This window comes from Parasulfuritortus cantonensis, assembly GCF_004337445.1.
Taxonomy (GTDB): Bacteria; Pseudomonadota; Gammaproteobacteria; order Burkholderiales; family Thiobacillaceae; genus Parasulfuritortus; species Parasulfuritortus cantonensis.
The window spans coordinates 19,405-35,166 of the sequence record NZ_SJZB01000035.1 but is presented as its reverse complement, the minus strand read 5'-3'; the positions used below and the strand labels follow the sequence as shown (position 1 = coordinate 35,166).

The window sequence follows — 15,762 nt, the reverse complement described above, 5'->3', positions numbered from 1 at the left end:
TCGACATCTTTTTCTCTATTCAATGGATCGCGGCTTTTACATCATCATGGCAGCGCAATTCTTTTCTGCGCTGGCTGATAATGCCCTCCTCATCACCGCGATCGCCATGCTCAGGGAAATTCAGGCGCCGGCGGAATATGAACCGCTCCTGAAATTGTTTTTCACTTTTTCATACGTTGCCCTGGCCGCCTTCGTCGGTGCCTTCGCCGACTCGATGCCCAAGGGTCGGGTCATGCTGATCAGCAACGCCATCAAGGTCGTCGGCTGCCTGATGATGATCGGCGGCACCAATCCGCTCTACGCCTATGCGGTGGTCGGCCTCGGCGCCGCCGCCTATTCGCCCGCGAAGTACGGCATCCTGACGGAATACCTGCCCCACTCGAAACTCGTGGTCGCCAACAGCTGGATCGAAGGGCTTACGGTCGGCGCCATCATCGTCGGCACCATGATGGGCGGCTGGCTGATCAGCCCGTTCGTCCAGGAGGCGTTCCATTCGGTCGACAAGTTCCTGTTCGGCGAACTGGCCGGCAGCCTGCTCGACTACAGCATGGGCGCCATCGCCGGCCTGTACATGGTTGCCGCCCTGTTCAACCTGTGGGTACCCGATACCGGCGTCGACCATCGGGTGCTGCACAGCAACCCCTGGTTCCTGCTGCACGACTTCGCCCACTGCGTGAAGCTGCTTTGGCTCGACAAGCTGGGCCAGATCACCCTGGCCGTCACCACGTTGTTCTGGGGCGCCGGCGCGACCCTGCAGTACATCATGTTGCGCTGGGCCGAAGCGGCGCTGAACATCCCGCTGCACGAAGCCACCTATCTCCAGGGCATCTTCGCCGCCGGCGTCGCCATCGGCGCGGTCCTCGCCGGCAAGCTGATCCCGATCGACAAGTCGGTCCGGGTGATCTCCGTGGGCATCGCCATGGGTTTTGCCGCCCTGCTCATGATCCCCATCCACAGCCTGGCGCCGGCCGCCGTATTGATGGTCGCCGTAGGGGCCATGGCCGGCTTCTTCGTGGTACCGATGAACGCCCTGCTCCAGCACCGCGGCCATATCCTGATGGGTGCCGGCCATTCGATCGCGGTGCAGAACTTCAACGAAAACCTGGGCATCCTTATCATGCTGGCGCTCTACACGCTGATGGTTGCCGCCGAGTTGTCGGTTTCGGTGGTCATCGCGCTGTTCGGCGCCTTCATCATCGTCAGCATGTATCTGGTACGGCGCTGGCACCTGTACAACATGCGCGAGCACGAAGATGAATTGGAGCGCCTGTTGGCGACCGCCGCTGCGGCACACCTGCCGCTGCACGCAGGCCATGGCCAGACCACGGGACAGGCGTTGAAAAGCCAGTTGCCGCAACCGCGCGCCGTCGTCAGGAACACGGTCCAGTTCATCCGCGGCCCCGGCCGGCGCAATCGGCGCCGCTGATCAGGCCGCCGGGCCGGAGGCTCAGTCGAGCACGGCCGGGCGATCGGGCAATTCGTTGCGGCCACGCGCGCTCCCGGGATAGAGCTCGCTGAGGACCCTGCCGATGCGCCCCAAGCCGGTGGCGAGCGCTTGTTCCGCCTGGCCGGCACGAAATAGCGCCTCCATCTCCTGGCACATGCTCTCCCAGTCTTCCTGGCCGACCCGGCGGGCGACGCCGCGGTCGGCGACGATCTCGACATCGCGGTCGGCGAGCAGGACATAGAGCAGGACACCGTTGTTCTCCTCGGTATCCCAGACGCGCAGATTGGCGAACACCGACAGCGCCCGCTCCCGTGCCGTGACCCCGCGCAACAGGGAATGAAGATCGAGGCAGGATTCCACCGCCACCCGAATCTCGCCGCCATGTCCCTGCTCGGCGGCGGCAACCAGGGCCTGCAGCCTCAGCAACGCGGCTTCCGGGAGAGGCCGACGCCACCACCAGTCGGGAAAGGCCAAGTGTCTGACCATACGCGCGAACATCATGCCCCCTCACCAGCGGCCGGAGGCGCCGCCGCCACCGAAACCACCGCCGCCGCCGGAAAAACCGCCACCACCCGAGAATCCGCCGCTGCCGCCGCCGAAACCGCCGCCGCCGGACACGCCGACCAAGGTCAGAAAGAACACCACCACGGCGGCGATCAGGCCTGCCACCAGGGCACCGGCCATCAACCACCCGCCGAAAAACGCGACCGTCCCGGCCACCGTCGCCCCGAGCAATGGGCCGAAGACGGCGCGCAACAGGCCGCCGAGGACGAACACGAACAGCATGACCATGGGGATGAGCCGCTCGAACGCCGATCCGGAATCCTTGGCCGAACGGCCGGCCGGAACGGGCAGCGGCTCGCCGTCGACCAACTTGACGAGGCTGTCGACGCCGGCGGCGATGCCGCCGGCATAATCACCGGCCCTGAAACGCGGCACCATGACGTCCTCGATCACCCGCTTCGCCAGAACGTCGGGAACCACGCCTTCCAGGCCGTAGCCAACCTCGATGCGGACGGCGCGGTCGGCCTTTGCCACCAGCATCAGGATGCCGTCGTCTACGCCCTTGCGACCGAGTTTCCAGGCTTCCGCGACGCGGATGCCGTACTGCTCGATGGTCTCCTCTCCCGTCGTGTCGAGCATGAGCACCGCGATCTGGCTGCCCTTGCGCTGCTCCAGGTCGGCCAGACGCGATTCGATGGCCGAACGGGCATCGGCCGGCAAGGTTGCCGTCAGGTCGGTCACCCGCTCCTTCAGCGGCGGCACGGCGACCGGTTCCGCCCACGCGGGCACCAGGCACGCCCACATCAGCCATAGCCAGACGAACCACCGGGCCGTCATGACGGCACCTCCGCCCGACGGACCTGGCGCAGGCGCTCGAACAGGCAGACCGCGGCGGCGGCCGCCACGTTGAGCGACTCCACGGCACCGGCCATGGGGATCGAGAAGGGCCGGCTCTCGCGGAGCAGGGCCGGGCTCAGCCCGGCGCCTTCATTGCCGAAGGCGAAGGCCACGGGCCCGGCCAGGTCGAGGGCGTACAGGTCGCGCTCGGCGCCCAGCGCGGCAGCGTACACGCCCCTGGCCGGGCACGCGCGACGGCGACCAGATCGGCCGCCTCATGGATACGCAGGTGGAACTGCCCGCCCTGACCGCCCCGTAACGCCTTTGGGGACCAGACCTCGGCGCAGCCTTTGGACAGGTAGGCGTCGTCGATGCCCGCCGCCGCCGCGGTGCGCAGCAACGCCCCGAGGTTACCGGGGTCCTGGACGTCGTCCAGCAATACGGCACTGCCGTCGCCCGCGGCAACCGACGTGGCCGGGACGGCGATCACGGCCAGGATACCGGTCGGCGCGGCGACTGGCGACAGACTGGCGAACAAGGCCGACGGCAGACTGGTCATCGGCACCTGCGGCAACCGCGCCTGCCAGGTAGCCATGGCCGGGGCCTCCGCATCGACGACGAGGTGCTCCGGCATGACGCCGGCCTGCAGTGCCTCGGCCAGAAGATGTTCGCCGTCGAGCAGGGTGCGCCCGAGTTCGCGCCGGCTATGCCGGCTGTCCGCCAGGGCACGCCAAATCTTGAACTGGGAGTTTTCCCGGGAGGAGATGTGCTTTACTGGCATGACCCCAAGGAGGCTGGCGCACATACCCGTCCGTCCGGCCAAGTGCTCTGCTGCAAAGAGGTAGCGTCCATCCGCACCCCTTCCAGGCGCGCGTCCGTCAATACGGCGAAGTCGAGGTCGGCCCCGCTGATGTCCGCACCGGTGAGGTCCGCCTGCCTGAGCGATGCCCCGCGCAAGACCGCGTTGCGCAGATTGGCGCCACGCAGGTCGGCCCCATTCATGTTGGCGTAGGAGAGATCGGCCCCGGACAGGTCGGCGCGTTCGAGCCCGACCTTGGCCAGGTTCGCATTTCGAAGCACCGCGCCCGCCAGTTGGCTGTCGTTCTTCACGCACCCGGCCCAAGCCACGCCCTCGCCGGGCGGCTGGGCACAATCGCGCACCTTGGTCGCCAGCGAAGTCTGGATGCCGCTTTCGCGGGACTGTCCCATCCAGACGCCGATCCCGACCAGGAGGAGGATCAGTACCGAGGCCAAGCCGGCCGCGAAAGCCGGCCGCTTGTTGCGCTCGGCCATCAGCATGGAACGGATCTCCGCCTCGTGACGGCGCAGTTTGTCATCCACGCCAGCGTCCGGCGGCGCGCTGGTCGCCCGATCCTCGACGCTGTCGTTCAACCAGCGCAGGCGCGCCTTCTCCCGCTCCTGGCGCCAGTCCTCGTCGGTTTCCGCGCTCGCCGCCTTGCCCGGCCTTACCTCGAGCAGACCTGCATCCATCAGGCTCAGCCAATGCTCGCCGTCCAGGCTCACCGCGTCGCGCAGGTCCAATTCGCCGACGCTGAACGCCTGCCGGATCTGCGGCGCCGGGAAGGGCCCGCTCACCGTGCCCTTGCTGCGGACGTACCAGAGGTGTTGAGTCATGGGCCTGGGGGACCAATTTGACGACGGCGACCATTCTACAGGCTGGCGGCATAAAAAAAGCCCGGTAGGGATACCGGGCTTGAAAATCCACCAAAGGAGGAGGATGGAGGAGACAACACTGATAACGCTAAGGGAGAGCGTCGACATCAGTGTTATTAGAATTGTCTAATATTTCGATACGCTTTTCAAGTGATATTTATGGTGACCGCCGCCGCGCCCGTCCATGTTGCAGATCAGCAACGCGACAGGCTTCCCAAGAAAAAGTTCAATACATTGATTTATAAAAACAAAACCACACGACGAATGTAGTCATAGCGAACGACCTGCAAATTTCGTCGCCATTTCAAATAAAAAAAACTAATGGAATGCTGAACCAGGACTTAATGCAGATAGTGCACGACGACGTTCTCGGGCCGCAGCCAGTCACGCAGATCGGCCATCAAGGCATCTTCCAGCCGGACCCGCCAGGCCGCCCCAGACTGATCTCGCACTCCTGCCCGGCCGTGCGGTAGGTCATGGTCACCGGGCATCCGTCCTGGGCGGCCAGGTAGGGTGTCAGGATATGGCCGAGCTTCTGGCTGTTGGCCTGACCATTGAGACGGATGCAAAGGCGGCTGGCGTAGCGGTTTCTCGCCTCCTCGAGGCCGTATATCTCGTCCGCACTGACGCGTAGCCCGCCGGTGTAGTCGTCGTGGCTGACCCTGCCCACGACGACCAGCAGATTGTCTTCCTTGAGCAGGCTGCGATACGTCTCGAGAACCTCGTTGTAGACCACCACGTCGAGCCGGGCGCTGCCATCGTCGAGCTGTACGAACGCCATCTTGCCGCGCCGGCCCATCTGCGTACGCACCTCCATCACCACGCCCGCCATCAGTTGCGGACGTTGCTGCGGCGCGACCTGGGCCAGGGTGTGATCGACGATCCCGACCAACTCGTCCTGATAGGCACTGAACGGATGGCCGCTGAAATAGAACCCGAGCGCCCCCTTCTCGTAAGCCAACAGTTCCTTGATCGACCAGGCCGGCGTTTTCACCAGTTCCAGTTCGGGCTCGCTCAGTTCACCCCCGAACAGGCTGTCCTGGACGGCATTGGCCTGGGCATTCTCGGCCCACTCCATGGCCACCCCCACCGAGTTGGCGACGGCAGCACGGTTCTCGTGCAGGCTGTCGAATGCACCCGCCCGGGCCATCGCCTCGATGGCCCGGCGATTGACGATGCGCCGATCGACCCGACGACAGAAGTCGTACAGATCCTGGAACGGGCCGTCCTGCTCGCGCGCGGCCAGGATGTTCCTGATGGCCGCCTCACCCGTCCCCTTGATGGCGCCGAGGCCGTAGCGGATCGTCTTGCGATCGACCGGATAGAAGCGGTATTCGGACAGGTTGACGTCCGGGCCGGCGACGACGAGGCCATTCTTGAGGGAGTCCTCGATGAATACCCGTACGCTGTCGGTGTCGTCCATATCCGACGACAGGGTGGCCGCCAGGAAGGCCGCGGTGTGATGGGCCTTGAGCCACGCCGTCTGATAGGTGATCACCGCATAGGCGGCGGTATGCGACTTGTTGAAACCGTATTCGGCGAACTTCTCCATCAAGTCGAACAGGCGCATGGCCAGATCGGGGTCGTAGCCCTTGTCCTTGGCCCCCTTGCTGAATATCTCCCGGTGCTTGGCCATCTCCTCGGCCTTCTTCTTGCCCATCGCGCGGCGCAACAGGTCGGCGCCGCCAAGGGTGTAGCCGCCGATGATCTGGGAGATCTGCATCACCTGTTCCTGGTAGACGATGACGCCGTAGGTGGGCGACAGGCAGGCCTTCAGGTCGGGGTGGAAGTAATCGATCGCCTGCTTGCCTTTCTTGCGCAGGATGAAGTCGTCCACCATGCCGGAGCCGAGCGGGCCGGGCCGGTACAGGGCGAGCACGGCGATGATGTCCTCGAAGCGGTCCGGCTCCAGCTTGGCCAGGAGCTTCTTCATACCCTCCGACTCGACCTGGAAGATCGCCGTCGTGTTGGCCTTCCTGAGGATGTCGTAAGCGGCGGGGTCGTCGAATGCGAGCGCGTTCAGGTCCACCGTATCGGCCGGATTCAGGCGCGCGATGTACTTCACCGCCAGCTCGATGATGGTGAGGTTGCGCAAGCCGAGGAAGTCGAACTTGACCAAGCCGATCTTCTCGACATCGTCCTTGTCGAGCTGGGACACCACCGAGTCGGAGCCTTCGGCGCAATAGAGGGGGCAGAAATCGGTCAGCTTGCCCGGCGCGATGAGGACGCCGCCGGCGTGCATGCCGACGTTGCGCGTCAGCCCCTCCAGCTTGAGCGCGAGGTCGATCAACTCGCGCACCTCCTCCTCCGACTCGTAGCGTTCCTTCAGCTCCGGGACCTCGTCGAGGGCCTGGCTCAGGGAGACGTTCTTGCCCGGCGCCGAAGGGATCATCTTCGACAGCTGATCGCAGAAGTTGTACGGGAGGTCGAGCACCCGGCCGACGTCGCGCACCACCGCGCGTGCCGCCATGGTACCGAAGGTGGCGATCTGGCTGACCGCGTCGGCGCCGTACTTATCGCGTACGTATTCGATCACCCGGTAGCGATTGTCCTGGCAGAAATCGATGTCGAAGTCGGGCATCGATACCCGTTCCGGGTTGAGGAAGCGCTCGAACAGCAAGGCATACTTGAGCGGATCGAGGTCGGTGATGCCGATCGCGTAGGCGACCAGGGAGCCGGCACCCGACCCGCGCCCCGGCCCAACCGGTACGCCGTTGTTCTTACCCCAGTTGATGAAGTCGGCGACGATCAGGAAGTAGCCCGGGAAACCCATCTGCACGATGGTGCCGAGTTCCAGTTCCAGACGGTCGCGGTATTCCGGCGCGCGTGCCTCGCGCTCGACCGGATCCGGGTACAGCGTGGCCAGACGCAGGTCCAACCCGTCGCGCGCGCGCTGGCGTAGATAGTCGTCAAGGCTCATGCCCTCTGGGGTCGGGAACAGCGGCAGCTTGCTCTTGCCCAGTTCCAGGACCAGATTGCAACGCCGGGCGATCTCGACACTGTTGCGCAGGGCATCGGGCAGGTCGGCGAAAAGCTCCGCCATCTCGGACTGGCTCTTGAAATAGTCGTCCCGTTGAAAGCTCTGCGGCCGCCGACGGTCCGCCAGGACATAGCCCTCGGCAATGCAGACGCGAGCCTCATGGGCCTTGAAGTCCTCGGCGCCGACGAACTGCACGGGATGCGTCGCGACAACGGGGAGGCCCAGTTCGGCCGCCAGGGCAACGGCCTGGACAAGATGGCTCTCGGATTCCACGCGGCCGTTGCGCTGGATTTCCAGGTAGTAGCGGCCAGGGAACAGACCCGCCCAGTCCTGGGCCATGGTCTTGGCCGAGTCCCAGGCATCGTTGAGCAGTGCCAGGCCAACATCGCCCCACTGCGCGCCGGACAGGGCGATGAGTCCATCGGTACCCAGCGTGTCGAACCACTCATGGCGAATCATCGCCCGGCCGCGGTGCAGATTGTTCCGGTAGGCCAGGGTCAGGAGGTCGCACAGACGATGGTAGCCAGCCCGGTTCTGCACCAGCAGCAGCATACGGGTCGGCTTGTCCGCCTGGTCGCGGCCGGCCACCCAGACGTCACAGCCGATGACGGGTTTGAGGCCTTTCTTGCGCGCGCCGCTGTAGAACTTGACCAGGCCGAACAGATTGGCCAGATCGGTCAGCGCGAGGGCGGGCATACCGTCCTCCACGGCGCGGGCGATTGCCCGATCTATGGTCAGGATGCTGTCCTGGACCGAGAATTCGCTGTGCAGGCGGAGGTGGATGAAGGTGGGATCGGCCATGTGCCCGGCCATTATACCGGCCCGGAGGTCACGAAAAAAAAGCCGCGCCAAGGCGCGGCCTTTTCAGGTGGATCGACGGTTCACTGGCCGCGCACGCGCATCTCGACACGGCGGTTGCGGGCCTGCCCTTCTTCCGTGGTGTTGTCGGCGATGGGCTGCGTCTCGCCGTAGCCGACCGCGTAGATGCGGTCCGCCGCGACGCCCTTCGAGACCAAGTAGTCCATCACGACCTTGGCGCGCGCCTCGGACAGATGCTGGTTGAAGGTGTAGGTGTTGTTGTAATCGGTATGGCCGGCCACTTCCACCTGGATTTCCGGGTTCTCCAGCATCCGGGCAGCCGCCTGGTCCAGCACCGGATAGGAATCCGGGCGCAGCGTCGTCTTGTTGTAGTCGAAGTGGACCCCCTTCAGTTCGACGATTTCCTTGAACGGGCAGCCGTCCTTGTCGACCTTGGTCCCCTTCGGGGTGTCCGGGCACTTGTCCTTGTCGTCGGGCACGCCGTCGCCATCCTGGTCACCGATCGGCTTCGGCAGCGGCGGCGGTGCCACGTTCGCCATGGCCTCGGCGAACAGCTTGTCCTTGTCGACCGCATTGGTGGACGGCGGGGTCGGCGGGCAGACGGTATCCGGATCGAACTCGGCCTTCTCATCGCCGTTCGCCAGTCCATCCGTGTTCAGGCGTTGCAGGCCCATGGCGCCGAGCAGTTCGCCCATGCCGGCCTGGGTACGGCCCATGGCGTAGACATAGTCGTAATGCCCGTTCTGGTAGGCGCGCTTGGCCTGATACAGTTCGTTCTCCGTATCCAACAGGTCGAGCAAGGTACGCTGACCGATGTCGAACTGCTTGCGGTAAGCGTCACGAGCCATCTCGGTCGACAGTTGGTGCTGCTCGAGGTAGCCCAGTTGCTCCTTCAGGCGACCGACGTCGTTGTAGGCGATGTACAAGGTCTGCCGGATGTCGCGGCATACCTTGTCGCGTTGATCCTTGGCGACATTGACCTGCTCCCAATATTGCCGTTCGGCGGCCTGGTCCGAACCGCCGTTGTAGAAGTTGTAGTTGAGGAGCAGTTCCACGTAGCTGAGGCTGTGCGAACCCATATAGCCGTCGAGATTGCGGCCGACGTCCTGGCGCGCGCGCAGGTCGACGCGCGGCAAGAAGGCAGCATGCCGCACCTTGGCGTCGTTCTGTGCCGAAACGATGTTTTCCTGTGCGGCCAGCAGGGCCGGATGCTGGCCGTAAGCCGCGCGCAGCGCCTTTTCGGAGGTACCCGGGATATTGCTGTTGAACAGCGGCGGTTCGGCCATCAACTCGGGCGGCAGGTCGCCCACGATACGTTGGTAGCGTGCGGTGACGTCGTGCAGATTGCTGGACTCGGTGAGCAGGTTGGATTCGGCGAGGGCGAGACGACCGGCCGCCTGTTCCAGGTCGACACCGCGCCCGACACCCGACTTGACCCGTTCCTCGATCTGCTCGAAGACCATGCGATGGCGTACGTAGTTTTCCTGCGCCAACTGATACAGCTTGCGGTAACGCAGAACGTCGACATAGGCACGCATCGCTTCCAGCGCGGCGCTTTCGGACGTGTCCAGGAGTTCGTTGTAGCGGACCCGCTGCGCATAGTTGAACTTCGCGACCTCGTTGCGGGTGGCGAAACCGTCGAACAACATCTGGTTCAGGATGAGGGAGACGTTATTGCGGTTGTAGGAGTCCTTGATCGTCGGTGTGTCCCGGCGTTCGAGCCCTGCCGCCGCGCTCAAGTCCACGCTCGGCAGGTAGCGCCCCTTGATGACATCGATGTTCTCGGTCGCGGCCTTGTACGCATGCCAGCGCGCCAGCACCTCGGGGTTGTTCAGGACGGCCTGCTGAGCAGCGTCCTTGAGCGTCCATTCGCCAGCGGAAACGCCTGTGGCCATCGCCAGCGCGCCGACCAGTACCAGTAAACGCGCCTTGTTGCTGCTGTTGTGCTTCATCGATGCTCCCTACCTGCTCCGGATGTTCAAGCGAACGACGCATGTACGAACACCTGCGGCCCCTGATGCGTCCCAAAAACGAAAAAATTCCACATACCACCGTGGAATTACTCTTTTTGGCATTTTAACGACTTAATTGATTTTCTAGCAACCGCCAATCGCGCCCGGCCGTCCGTGCCGCGTCGCCTGGCACGCTCGGCCACGTGATCGTCGTGCCGCAAAAAAGACAAAGCCGCGGGAAACGCGGCTTTGTCGGTCGGGATGCTGAACCTGCTTACTGGTTCAGGATACGCATCTCGACACGGCGGTTCTTGGCCTTGCCTTCCGGCGTGCCGTTGTCGGCGACCGGTTGCGACTCGCCGTAGCCCTTGGCAGCCAGGCGATCCTTGGCAATACCCTTGGACACCATGTAGGCGACGACCGCTTCGGTACGCCGGGTCGAAAGGCTGAGGTTGTAGGCTTCGGAGCCGTCCGAATCCGTGTGCCCGGCCACCTCGACCTTGATCTCCGGATGAGCCTTCATGAGCGCGACACCCTCGTCGAGGGCCGGCATCGAGTCCTTCCGGACCACGGCCTTGTCGTAGTCGAAGTTGACACCCTTCAACTCGATGATCGCCTTGTACGGGCAACCCTTTTCATCCACCTTGGTGCCCTTGGGCGTATTGGGACACTGGTCCTTGGCATCGACGACGCCATCGGCGTCCTGGTCCGCTTCACCGGCCGCCGCCATCTTGCCGCCAGCCGCTCCGCTCCCGGCCGGGACCAGCGGCACCACGACGGGCGCGGATGCCATCGCCTCGGCGAACACCTTGTCCTTGTCGATGCTGTTTTGCTTGGGCGCCTCGGGCGGGCAGATGGTGTCGGGATCGAACGCCGCCTTTTCATCCGCGTCGGCAAGCTTGGGGGTATCCAAATGCTGAAGGCCCATCACCTGCAGGAGGTCACCCATCCCGGCATGGGTCCGCCCCATGGAGTAGAGGTGATCGTAATACGCGTTCTGATAAGCACGCTTGGCCTCGAACAGTTCGTTCTCGGTATCCAACAAGTCGAGCAGCGTACGCTGGCCGATGTCGAACTGCTTGTGGTAGGCATCGCGGGCCTTCTCGGTCGACAACTGGTGCTGTTCCAAGTAACCCAGTTGCTCCTTCAGGCGCTTGACATCGTTGTAGGCGATGTTGAGCGTCTGGCGGACATCCCGGCAAACCTTGTCGCGTTCATCCTTGGCGACGTTGACCTGTTCCCAGTACTGGCGTTCGGCGGCCTTGTCGGAGCCGCCGTTGTACAGGTTGTAGTTGAGCAACAGCTCGATGTAGGAAAGTTCGTGCCGGCCCTGGTAGCCGTCGAGATTGTGGCCGAGGTCCTGGCGCGCGCGCAGGTCGACGCGCGGCATGAAGGCGGCGTGACGAATCTTGGCATCGCTCTGGGCGGCGACGATGTTTTCCTGCGCGGCTTGCAGCGCGGGATGCTGGGCATAGGCCGCGCGCAGAGCCAGGTCGGCGCCGGTCGGGATGCCGGCATCCAGAGACGGCAGGTCGGCCATTTCCTCCGGCGGGAGGCTGCCGACGACACGTTGGTAACGGGCACTGACGTCGTGCAGGTTGCTCGCTTCCGTCAGCAGATTGGACTCGGCCAGGGCCAGGCGGCCGGCGGCCTGTTCCAGGTCGACGCCGCGGCCGACACCGGACTGCACGCGCTGCTGAATCTGGTCGAACACGACGCGGTGCTGGACGTAGTTTTCCTGGGCCAGCTGATAAAGCTTCCGATAGCGCTGCACGTCGGTGTAGGCGCGCATCGCCTCCAGCGCGGTGTTTTCCGAAGCATCCAGCAATTCGTTGTAACGCACGCGCTGGGCATAGCTGTACTTGGCCACCTCGTTACGGGTGGCAAAGCCGTCGAACAGCATCTGGTCGAGCAACAACGACACGTTGTTGCGGGTGTAGGAATCGTTGATGATCCCCGGTGTCTTCCGGTGTTCCCGGCCAACCGCCGCGGTCAGGTCCAGCTGCGGCAGGTAGTTGCCCTTGGCGACGTCGATCTCTTCGGTCGCGGCCTTGTAGGCATCCCAGCGGGCCAGGACTTCCGGATTCTTTGACACGGCTTCCTGGGCAGCTTCCTTCAACGTGATGCCGGCCGCCTGGGAAGCCACGCTGAACATGGCAACTGCAAGCGCCACGGCCAGCTTGTGCGGTTTTGCGGGAGAATGATTCAGTTTCATCGATGACCCCTGTCTGCACACCTATTCGAAATCTCGGAATCCACACCGGCGATCGCCAGCCAATGAAGATTTTCTTTATCGGCGGATTAATATAAACATATCCGCACGCTCAACTTTTCCGGCATTTAAGGCCAATCCCAGGAATCTTGCAAGCTTAGGACCCCTCTCGCGATACCCACATGGGCCGAAACCGCATCCACCACGCAACACTTAGAGTGTTTTCACTCTCGGCGCTCTTCGCCTGTGCGTTCGGTGCGCTCGCGCTGCTCGCCACGGCATTCGACTTCGATGCCTTCGTGCAGTTGGCGGCCCGTCGCTACGGCGCGCGCACCGAGCAGGTCGCCGGCCAGTGGCGCAACCTGCTGACGGCGAGCCGCACGCTGCCGGAGGTCGAAAGGGTCCGCAAGGTGAACGACTTCTTCAATCGCCAGATCACCTATAAGGAAGACTCCGAGGTCTGGGGCCAAAGCGACTACTGGGCAACGCCGCTGGAAACGATGGGCCGTGGTGCCGGCGACTGCGAAGACTTCGCCATCGCAAAATATTTCAGCCTGTTGCTGGCCGGGCTGCCCGCAGACCGCCTCCGCCTCACCTATGTCAAGGCGAAGATAGGCGGCCGCTACAGCAACATCTCCATCGCCCACATGGTGCTCGGCTACTATCCGGAGACGAATGACGAGCCGCTGATTCTCGACAATCTGCTCGCCGACATCCGTCCCGCCTCGCAACGCCCGGACCTCACGCCGGTGTTCAGCTTCAATACCGAAGGTCTCTGGGTCGGCAACGCACCCGGAGGAACGTCCGCCGGCAGTTCCACATCCCGCCTGTCGCGTTGGCGCGACCTGTTGAGCCGGATGAAAGCGGAAGGTTTCGAATAGTATTTCAGGATATCCAGGGGCTACAGGAGAACGACATGTCCATATACAGGCAATTCTGGCTGGCCATCATCGGGCTTACGGTGCTGGCCTTCGCGGGCAGCTTCGTAGTCAGCCTGTTCACCGCGCGCAACTATATCGAGCAACAGCTCTATATGAAGAACGTCGACAACGCGGCGTCGCTCGCCCTGGTCCTGTCCCAACTCCCGGACAAGGATCCGGTCATGGTCGAACTGATGATCTCGTCGCAATTCGACACCGGCCACTACCAGGAAATCGTCCTCACCGATCCCAAGCATCAGGTGCTGGTCGAACGCCATTACGCCGGCGACGCCAGTGGCGCACCGGCCTGGTTCGTGCGCATGTTCCCGATCAATGCGGCCCCTGGGACCGCCCTGGTCCAGGATGGCTGGAAGCAGTACGGCAGCATCCGACTGGTCAGCCATAGCCGCTTCGCCTACCAGGCCCTTTGGCACGGTGTCGAACGCCTGGCGGCGTGGTTCCTGCTCGCCGGCGGCCTGGCCGGTCTGCTCGGCACGGCGGTGCTGCGTTTCGTGTTCAAGCCCTTGCACGGCGTGGTCCAGCAGGCCGAGGCCATTCAGGAGCGTCGCTTCATCACCGTCGGCGAACCGCGTACCCCGGAATTGCGCTCGGTGGTCGTCGCCATGAATGCCATGGTCAGCCGCCTCAAGGCCATCTTTGCCGAGGAGGCCGCGCGTTTGGACGAGTTGCGCCGCCAGATCAACCACGATGCTTTGACCGATCTCGCCAACCGCGAATTTTTCATGACCCAGTTGCGCGAGCAACTCACCGCCGCGGAGGCCGCCGCAGAGGGCAATCTGGCCCTGGTCCGGATCAGCCACCTGGACAAGATCAACGCGGACATGGGTCACCAACTGACCGACCGCCTCATCCAGCATATGGCGGATGTCCTGAAGCGCTTCGCCGAGGGCTGCGACAACGGCGTACCGGCACGCCTGAACGGTGCCGACTTCGTACTCCTGGCCACCGGCGAACACGACCCGCGCCGATTCGGCGAAACCCTGCGTCAGGCCCTGGAGGAGGACCTCGTGCCGGCCTGGCCGCAGCTTGAGGAGATGTTCCATATCGGGGTGGTTGCCTTCCGACGCGGCGACGAAATGCGCGACCTGCTGTCCGGGGTGGACAAGGCACTGGCAATGGCGGAAAGCAAGGGCATGAACGCCCTCCACGTGCTTTCCGAGGAACAGTCGATGACCGGCAGCCGCAGTGCGGAATCCTGGCGTCATGAGTTGTCCGAGGCGATCCACGATGGCCGCATCCGGCTGGAACGCTACCCGGTGCTGGCGGCGTCGAACCAGCCCCTGCACCAGGAAAGCGCCGCCCGCATGCAGCTGGACCCGCACGGCCCATGGCTCACCGCCGGCGACTTCATGCCGATGGCGCTGCGCCTCAAGCTGTCGAGTGCCGTGGACATGGACGTCGTCCAGATCGCCCTCGACCATCTCGACCAGGCCGTGCAGGAGATCGCCGTCAACCTGTCCGCCGAAACCATTGCCGACTGGCGTTTCAACGAAGACCTGGCGGCCTTGCTGAGCCACAACCCGGACAAGGCCAAGCGCCTGTGGATAGAAGTGCCAGAGTACGGGGCTTTCCGCAACTTCGACGCCTTCCGGAGCTTCTGCCACCACTTGGCCCGGCATGGCTGCAAGCTCGGCATCGAACATTTCGGCCATCATTTCGGCGAGATCGCCCGTCTGGCCGAATTGGGTCTGGACTACCTCAAGATCGACAGCAATTACGTTCGCGACATCGACAGCCACACTGGGAACCAGGAATTCCTGCGCGGCCTATGCCGCATTGCCCATAACGTCGGCATGCTGGTAATTGCGGAGGGAGTCAGCTCGGCGGCCGAGCTAGCCACCCTGATCGAGCTCGGCTTCGACGGCGCCACCGGACAGGAGATCACCCGCCGGGTGCAGGACTGAACGACCGGGGGTACGGCCGCCGACATCGGCGGCCGCGCCCTGTGGCGTTCCGGATCAGATGACGCCGTCGTCGTCCTTCATCACGACCAGCGGATGCAGGGCCCGGCGCAGGGAACGCCGATTCAGGAGCTTCTCCTGTGCCGCCGCCGGCAGGTCCGTGAAGCACAGCACGTTCTTGTCGATCAGCAGGTCGATCAAGTCTTCCACCACGCGGATCACGGCCAGGTCGGATTCGCCCAGCGCCCGTACCGCGTTGGCGTCGCCCGCCGCCCCGGAGGCCATACCGCGCAGCCAAGCCTCCAACTCGGGGCTGTCCTCGGCCAACCACTCCCGGACCGAGCCAGATTCCTGCGCCGCCATGGCGACGATCTTCCCTGCCTCATCCCGCTCCACGTACGGCATCTCCGGCCTCCAAAAAAAGAACCTGGGGGATTATCCGCCAGGTTCGCCAGTATAGAGAATCGAACGCTGCCCCGGGGACCGGCCCGGCGG

12 protein-coding genes are annotated in these 15,762 nt (G+C 63.9%); 3 read left to right on the top strand and 9 right to left on the bottom strand.

The window, feature by feature from the left end:
- Window positions 1-22: 22 nt before the first annotated feature.
- Entirely contained in the window at window positions 23-1,426 is a 1,404-nt protein-coding gene (lplT, locus tag EZJ19_RS09675) for a lysophospholipid transporter LplT (protein WP_131447034.1), read from the top strand.
- Window positions 1,427-1,447: 21 nt separating this feature from the next.
- Here the strand turns inward: lplT and EZJ19_RS09670 are convergent, their stop codons facing one another.
- The 8 genes from EZJ19_RS09670 to EZJ19_RS09640 all read right to left on the bottom strand — a co-directional run bounded on the left by EZJ19_RS09670 (window position 1,448) and on the right by EZJ19_RS09640 (window position 12,428).
- Window positions 1,448-1,873: a TPM domain-containing protein gene (locus tag EZJ19_RS09670; protein WP_240754730.1), complete on the bottom strand. Its 426-nt coding sequence runs from the start codon at window positions 1,871-1,873 to the stop codon at window positions 1,448-1,450.
- An 81-nt stretch (window positions 1,874-1,954) separates the two neighbouring features.
- The gene (locus EZJ19_RS09665; protein WP_206199391.1) at window positions 1,955-2,788 is read right to left on the bottom strand and encodes a TPM domain-containing protein; all 834 of its coding nucleotides are present in this window, start codon (window positions 2,786-2,788) and stop codon (window positions 1,955-1,957) included.
- A complete protein-coding gene (locus tag EZJ19_RS16620; RefSeq protein ID WP_276320107.1) occupies window positions 2,785-2,961 on the bottom strand; it encodes a TrmH family RNA methyltransferase in 177 nt (58 codons plus the stop codon). Before EZJ19_RS16620 ends, EZJ19_RS09665 begins: the two co-directional genes overlap by 4 nt.
- Window positions 2,925-3,569, bottom strand: coding sequence for a TrmH family RNA methyltransferase (locus EZJ19_RS16615; protein ID WP_276320106.1), 645 nt, complete (start codon window positions 3,567-3,569; stop codon window positions 2,925-2,927). The genes EZJ19_RS16620 and EZJ19_RS16615 overlap by 37 nt, the downstream gene beginning before the upstream one ends.
- Window positions 3,560-4,423 (bottom strand): pentapeptide repeat-containing protein, encoded by an 864-nt coding sequence (locus tag EZJ19_RS16610; RefSeq protein WP_165873540.1) that lies wholly within the window; start codon window positions 4,421-4,423, stop codon window positions 3,560-3,562. Before EZJ19_RS16610 ends, EZJ19_RS16615 begins: the two co-directional genes overlap by 10 nt.
- 439 nt (window positions 4,424-4,862) lie before the next feature.
- On the bottom strand, window positions 4,863-8,243 hold the full coding sequence (gene dnaE / locus EZJ19_RS09650) for a DNA polymerase III subunit alpha (RefSeq protein WP_338069425.1): 3,381 nt from the start codon (window positions 8,241-8,243) through the stop codon (window positions 4,863-4,865).
- An 80-nt stretch (window positions 8,244-8,323) separates the two neighbouring features.
- Window positions 8,324-10,213, bottom strand: a complete 1,890-nt coding sequence (locus tag EZJ19_RS09645) for a TolC family outer membrane protein (RefSeq protein ID WP_165873539.1) — start codon at window positions 10,211-10,213, stop codon at window positions 8,324-8,326.
- Window positions 10,214-10,487: 274 nt separating this feature from the next.
- On the bottom strand, window positions 10,488-12,428 hold the full coding sequence (locus EZJ19_RS09640) for a TolC family outer membrane protein (RefSeq protein ID WP_165873538.1): 1,941 nt from the start codon (window positions 12,426-12,428) through the stop codon (window positions 10,488-10,490).
- Between the two features lie 179 nt (window positions 12,429-12,607).
- On the opposite strand from EZJ19_RS09640, the gene EZJ19_RS09635 reads away from it, so the two are divergent.
- Together EZJ19_RS09635 and EZJ19_RS09630 are read left to right on the top strand one after the other, a co-directional pair.
- Window positions 12,608-13,306: a transglutaminase-like cysteine peptidase gene (locus tag EZJ19_RS09635; protein ID WP_131447028.1), complete on the top strand. Its 699-nt coding sequence runs from the start codon at window positions 12,608-12,610 to the stop codon at window positions 13,304-13,306.
- A 35-nt stretch (window positions 13,307-13,341) separates the two neighbouring features.
- Complete coding sequence (locus tag EZJ19_RS09630) at window positions 13,342-15,270, top strand: bifunctional diguanylate cyclase/phosphodiesterase (RefSeq protein WP_131447026.1); 1,929 nt, start codon at window positions 13,342-13,344, stop codon at window positions 15,268-15,270.
- 54 nt (window positions 15,271-15,324) lie between these two features.
- On the opposite strand, the gene EZJ19_RS09625 is transcribed toward EZJ19_RS09630, so the two are convergent.
- Window positions 15,325-15,672: a hypothetical protein gene (locus EZJ19_RS09625; protein ID WP_131447024.1), complete on the bottom strand. Its 348-nt coding sequence runs from the start codon at window positions 15,670-15,672 to the stop codon at window positions 15,325-15,327.
- Window positions 15,673-15,762 lie beyond the last annotated feature (90 nt).